The following is a 4,740-nucleotide window of genomic DNA, read 5'->3' as shown; positions in this document are numbered from 1 at the left end:
CCCGGGCGGAGAGCGCCCCCCGCCGGGTGGCGCGCCACCTGGTGGATACCAGCGCCCGGGCGGGCATCCTCTCCCGGCCGCTCCTGGAGCGCTTCCCGCTGCGCCGCTGGGTGCCCTCGGAGGTCCACACGCTGCTGGACTACCGCGCCGGGGTGGCCGCGGTGGTGGCGGGGCACCTGTCCGAGGATGGGACAGCGCGTCGAGCGGGCTGGGCCCTGGGCGCGTCGCTTGTTGGCATCACGCTGCTCACCGACGCGCGGCTGAGCGTCTCGAAGCTCATCCCCATCGAGGTGCATGAGCTGTTCGACTACGTCCACGGCGCGGCGGCGGTGCTGGCGCCCTTCGCGCTGGGCTATGCGAAGAGGCACCCCCTCACCGCCGCGGCGCACGTGCTGCTGGGCCTGTCGTCGCTGGCGGTGGCGCTGGTGACGGACTACCGCTGCCAGACGGGCATGCACCTGGGCGGCGAGCACCTGACGGACCCCGAGGGCATCGGCGCCTGAAAACGCGAAGCGGCGGGGCCCTGGGACAGGCGCCCCGCCGCTCGTGAATCACGCAGGGGAGGCGGCGCTCAGGCCGTCTTCACCGCGGCCTGGGGCTTGGACTCGGGCGCGCTGGCGCCGGCGACGCTCTGGATGCGCATGCCGTAGAAGCTGCGGTAGACGAACACCGTCGAGAGCACGAAGAACACCACCGAGAGGATTCGGGTGAGCTGGCCCTGGCCCGCGGCCTCCAGCTCTACCGCCAGCTCCACGGCGAGCAGGCCGAAGAGGGTGGTGAACTTGATGACCGGGTTGAGCGCCACGGAGGACGTGTCCTTGAACGGGTCGCCCACGGTGTCGCCGACGACGGTGGCCGCGTGCAGCTCCGTGCCCTTGGCCTTGAGCTCCACCTCCACCAGCTTCTTGGCGTTGTCCCAGGCGCCGCCCGCGTTGGCCATGAAGACGGCCTGGTACAGGCCGAAGATGGCGATGGAGATGAGGTAGCCCACGAAGAAGTACGGCTCCAGGCAGGCGAAGGCGAGCGTGCTGAAGAAGACCGCCAGGAAGATGTTGATCATCCCCTTCTGCGCGTACTGCGTGCAGATTTCGACGACCTTCTTGGAGTCCGACACGCTGGCCTTCTCCACGCCCTCCAGCTTGATGTTGGCCTTGATGAACTCCACCGCGCGGTAGGCGCCCGTGGACACCGCCTGCATGGACGCGCCGGAGAACCAGTAGATGATGGCGCCGCCGGTGATGAGGCCCAGCAGGAACGGGGCGTGCAGCAGGGACAGGTACTGGGCCTTCGCCGGGTCGAGCACGCCGTCCTTGATGCCGACGAGCAGCACGATGATGGAGAAGATCATCGTGGTGGCGCCCACCACGGCCGTGCCGATGAGCACCGGCTTCGCGGTGGCCTTGAAGGTGTTGCCCGCGCCGTCGTTCTCCTCGAGGTACTCCTTGCCCTTCTCGAAGTCCGGCGTGAAGCCGAAGTCGCGCTTCACCTCGTCCTTCACGTTGGGGACGTTCTCGATGAGCGACAGCTCGTAGACGCTCTGCGCGTTGTCCGTCACCGGGCCGTACGAGTCCACGGCGATGGTGACCGGGCCCATGCCCAGAAAGCCGAAGGCCACCAGGCCGAAGGCGAACACCGGCGCGGCAATCATGAGCTGGCCCACGCCCTCGCCCGCGACTCCCGAGCCGCTGAACCAGAACGCCAGGCCCATCAGCATGGCGATGACGAGCCCCATCCAGTACGCGGAGAAGTTGCCGGCGACCAGGCCCGAGATGACGTTGAGCGACGCGCCGCCCTCGCGGCTGGCCGTCACCACCTCGCGCACGTGGCGGCTCTCCGTGGAGGTGAAGACCTTGATGACCTCCGGGATGATGGCGCCCGCCAGCGTGCCGCAGGTGATGATGGCGGACAGCTTCCACCACAGCGACGGGTCGCCGTTGAGGTTGGGGATGAGCAGGTAGCTGACCAGGAACGTCAGCGCCACGGAGATGATGGACGTCACCCACACCAGCGCGGTGAGCGGGTGCTCGAAGTTCATGTGGTCCGCGTTCTTGTACTTGGCGGACTGGTACACGTTGTTGAGCGCGTAGGCGGCCAGCGACGCGAGCACCATCACGATGCGCATCATGAAGATCCAGACGAGCAGCTCCACCCGGAAGCCCTCGCCCACCGCCAGCAGGATGAAGGTGATGAGCGCCACGCCCGTCACGCCGTAGGTCTCGAAGCCGTCCGCGGACGGGCCCACGCTGTCACCCGCGTTGTCACCCGTGCAGTCCGCGATGACGCCCGGGTTGCGCGCGTCGTCCTCCTTGATGCGGAAGACGATCTTCATCAGGTCCGAGCCGATGTCGGCAATCTTGGTGAAGATGCCGCCCGCGATGCGCAGCGCGGAGGCGCCCAGCGACTCGCCGATGGCGAAGCCGATGAAGCACGGGCCCGCGAAGTCCGCCGGGATGAACAGCAGGATGGCCAGCATCAGCAACAGCTCCGTGCTGATGAGCACCATGCCGATGGACATGCCCGCCTGCAGGGGGATGGCGTAGGTGGGGTAGGGCTTGCCGCGCAAGCTGGCGAAGGCGGTGCGGCTGTTGGCGAACGTGTTGACGCGGATGCCGAACCAGGCGACGCCGCACGAGCCGGCGATGCCGACGAGGCTCGCGACGAGGATGATGCCCACCCGGCCCGCGTCCATGTGACGCAGGAAGCCGAAGTAGCCCACCATCACCACCGCGATGAGCGCCCACAGCACGCCGATGAACTTCAGCTGCGTCATCAGGTACGTCTTGCACGTCTCGTAGATGAGCTCGGAAATCTCGAGCATCGCCCGGTGCACGGGCAGCTTCTTGAGGCTCGCGTACTGGAGGAAGCCGAAGACGAGCCCCAGCACGCTCACCGCGATGCCGGACAACAGCAGTTGATGGCCATTGAGTCCGCCGCCCAGGAACGTCTTGGTGGCGAAGTCGGGGAGGACCAGGTCCGCCTCACTGGCGTGAGCGGACGTGGCGGCGAGGACCGACAGGAGCCCCAGGGCCCTGGCGACCACGCCGGTGACGCTCCGGGACGGAGCGTCCTTGCGTGAAACGGTGCTTGTCATGGGGGTGCAACTCCTCACAGAGACTCGGCCGGAAGCGCGACCCACAACGCCGCGCCCCGGGATGACAGGGAGTGGTGTCGAGGGGTTGGCCGTCTGCGAACGAAGTTGCCGCGCGCCGACGCTTCAGCACAGCCTCGCCCTTCAAGGCGCGCGAAAGCCACGCGTCCGAAGGCGAGACGGCGAATACCATGGCCGCCCGTGGGAAGTCGAATCCGAGACAGGCTTCGATTGCCCGCACGTCATATGATTGGGATGCCGCGTCTAAGTGTTTCCCGTCATATTTCGTGTCAGGGTTTCAGGCGGAAAAGAAAACCATCCTGCGGCTGCGGGTAGGGCGTTCCCGGCGGGAGCTTTCGCCGCAGCGCGCCAGCCACCAGTGTATGCCCTGTGACATCCACGGCCACGGTGCGGGCTGACGGCTGCTGGGGGCTTTCGAGCGTGCGGACCCAGAGCGCGTCGCCCTTCTCGGGCTGGAGCCGGGCGACGTAGAGGCCCGCGGGCGCGGCGGTGCGGGCCAGCTCCAGGGCGCCGTCGTGGGTGCCGGAGACGGTGAGCTGTCCGGCGTCATCCGTGGCGAGCGCGGTGGCGGTGGCGGCGAAGGAGCGCGCCCAGCGCTCCTGGCCGTCCGCGCTGAAGGCCGCGACGAAGCCGTGGTGGTTGCCCGCGTCGTGGGGCTGGCCCTGGAAGTAGAAGCGGCTGGAGAAGGCGCCCGCCACGTAGACGCGGTCGGGGCCCACGGCGAGCGCGTTCACCGCGCCGGTGGAGCCTCGGAGGTCGCGGCTCCACGCGTGGGTGCCCTCGGGTGTCAGCTTGAGGACGAAGGGCGTGCGCTGGCGCACCGTGAGGAACTGGCCGCCGCCGAAGCACACCGCGCCCGCGTAGGCCCCGCCCACGTAGATGCCGCCGAAGGCATCCACGCCCGCGGCGCGCGCGGTGACGAAGCCCTCCGCGCCCGCGGACCAGACGCGGCTCCAGCGCGTGCGGCCCTTTGCGTCCAGGCGCAGGACGAAGGCGCCGCGCTCACCGTCGGGAGGCGAGCGCACGGCGTCGCCGAAGTCGTGTTCGCCGCTGAAGTCTCCCACCACCACCACGCCGCCCGCGTCGGAGGTGACGGCCTGGATGGTGAGCGCGCCCTCGCCCGTGAAGTCCTTCACGGCCTCGACGGAGCCCGTGGGCGACAGGCGCGCGATGAAGGGACCATCCGGCAGGCGCGTGCCCGAGAGCGTGGCGCCGGAGATGGCGCCGCCCAGCCACGGCCGTCCCTGGGTGTCGATGACGAGCCCGCCCACGCGCACGCGCGAGGTGCCCTCCTCCGGAACGACACCGTGGGCCCAGCGCAGGGCCCCGTCCGGGGAGAAGCGCGCCACCAACAGATGAGGCTTCGATGCACTCCGGTTGAAAGGCAGGGGGCCGCCCCCCACGTCCATCGGCTCCCGGTATGTCGCCGCGACGAGGACGTCCCCGTCGGGAGCAATCACCGCGTGTGGCGCCTCGCTGTCCCCGTGCGCCAGCGGACGCGACCACGCCATGACCCCCTCGCCCTCGCCACCCCGCTCAGCCGTCCCCACCACCACCACCGGGCCTGGAGCACGTGGTGCTGCAATCGCCTGCTCCCCGCACGCCACGAGTGCGGGCGCCAGCAGACACAC

At 69.3% G+C, this 4,740-nt stretch carries 3 protein-coding genes; 1 reads left to right on the top strand and 2 read right to left on the bottom strand.

Going from position 1 to position 4,740, the window contains the following annotated elements; translation table 11 throughout:
* A partial coding sequence (locus FL311_RS44580) for a hypothetical protein (protein WP_228557430.1) occupies positions 1-503 on the top strand: 503 nt, incomplete at its 5' end.
* Between the two features lie 68 nt (positions 504-571).
* Here the strand turns inward: FL311_RS44580 and FL311_RS41285 are convergent.
* Positions 572-3,091 carry a sodium-translocating pyrophosphatase gene (locus tag FL311_RS41285; protein ID WP_141333102.1) on the bottom strand — a complete coding sequence of 840 codons (2,520 nt, stop codon included), beginning with the start codon at positions 3,089-3,091 and terminating at the stop codon, positions 572-574.
* 287 nt (positions 3,092-3,378) lie between these two features.
* On the bottom strand, positions 3,379-4,740 hold a 1,362-nt coding region (locus FL311_RS41280; protein ID WP_228557429.1), incomplete at its 5' end, for a hypothetical protein.

The organism is Myxococcus sp. AB025B (assembly GCF_006518215.1).
Lineage (GTDB): Bacteria > Myxococcota > Myxococcia > Myxococcales > Myxococcaceae > Myxococcus > Myxococcus fulvus.
The sequence above is the reverse complement of the archived record's forward strand: the minus strand, read 5'-3'. Positions and strand labels throughout refer to the sequence as shown.